The organism is Pseudoalteromonas sp. 19-MNA-CIBAN-0066 (assembly GCF_040308705.1).
Taxonomy (GTDB): domain Bacteria; phylum Pseudomonadota; class Gammaproteobacteria; order Enterobacterales; family Alteromonadaceae; genus Pseudoalteromonas; species Pseudoalteromonas nigrifaciens.
On the sequence record NZ_JBEONZ010000224.1, the window covers coordinates 1 to 269 of the forward strand.

Annotated in this window: 1 protein-coding gene; it reads left to right on the forward strand. The window is 40.1% G+C overall.

Features of this window, described 5'->3' with window-relative positions:
• The coding region (locus AAEZ18_RS18910; RefSeq protein WP_352255949.1) for a thioesterase family protein at positions 1 to 233 on the forward strand (233 nt) is incomplete at its 5' end.
• Positions 234 to 269 lie beyond the last annotated feature (36 nt).

Consider the following 269-nt stretch of genomic DNA (forward strand, 5'->3'; position numbering starts at 1 on the left):
GTGTAATTGATAAACTCACCGATTTAGATATTACAAGCGTGCAAACAAAATTAGCCACGCTTGGGACTATCGACTTACGTACTGATTATTTGCGCCCTGGTAAAGGAGAGAGCTTTACTGCCAGCGCAACACTTATTCGTTCAGGTAATAAAGTATGTGTATGCAGAATGGAATTACATAACGAACAGTCTGTTCAAATTGCTTTTGGAACCGGTACGTATTTAGTTGGATAAAACGCGCGTGGCAAGTAAACTAGCGGCCTTTTAAAT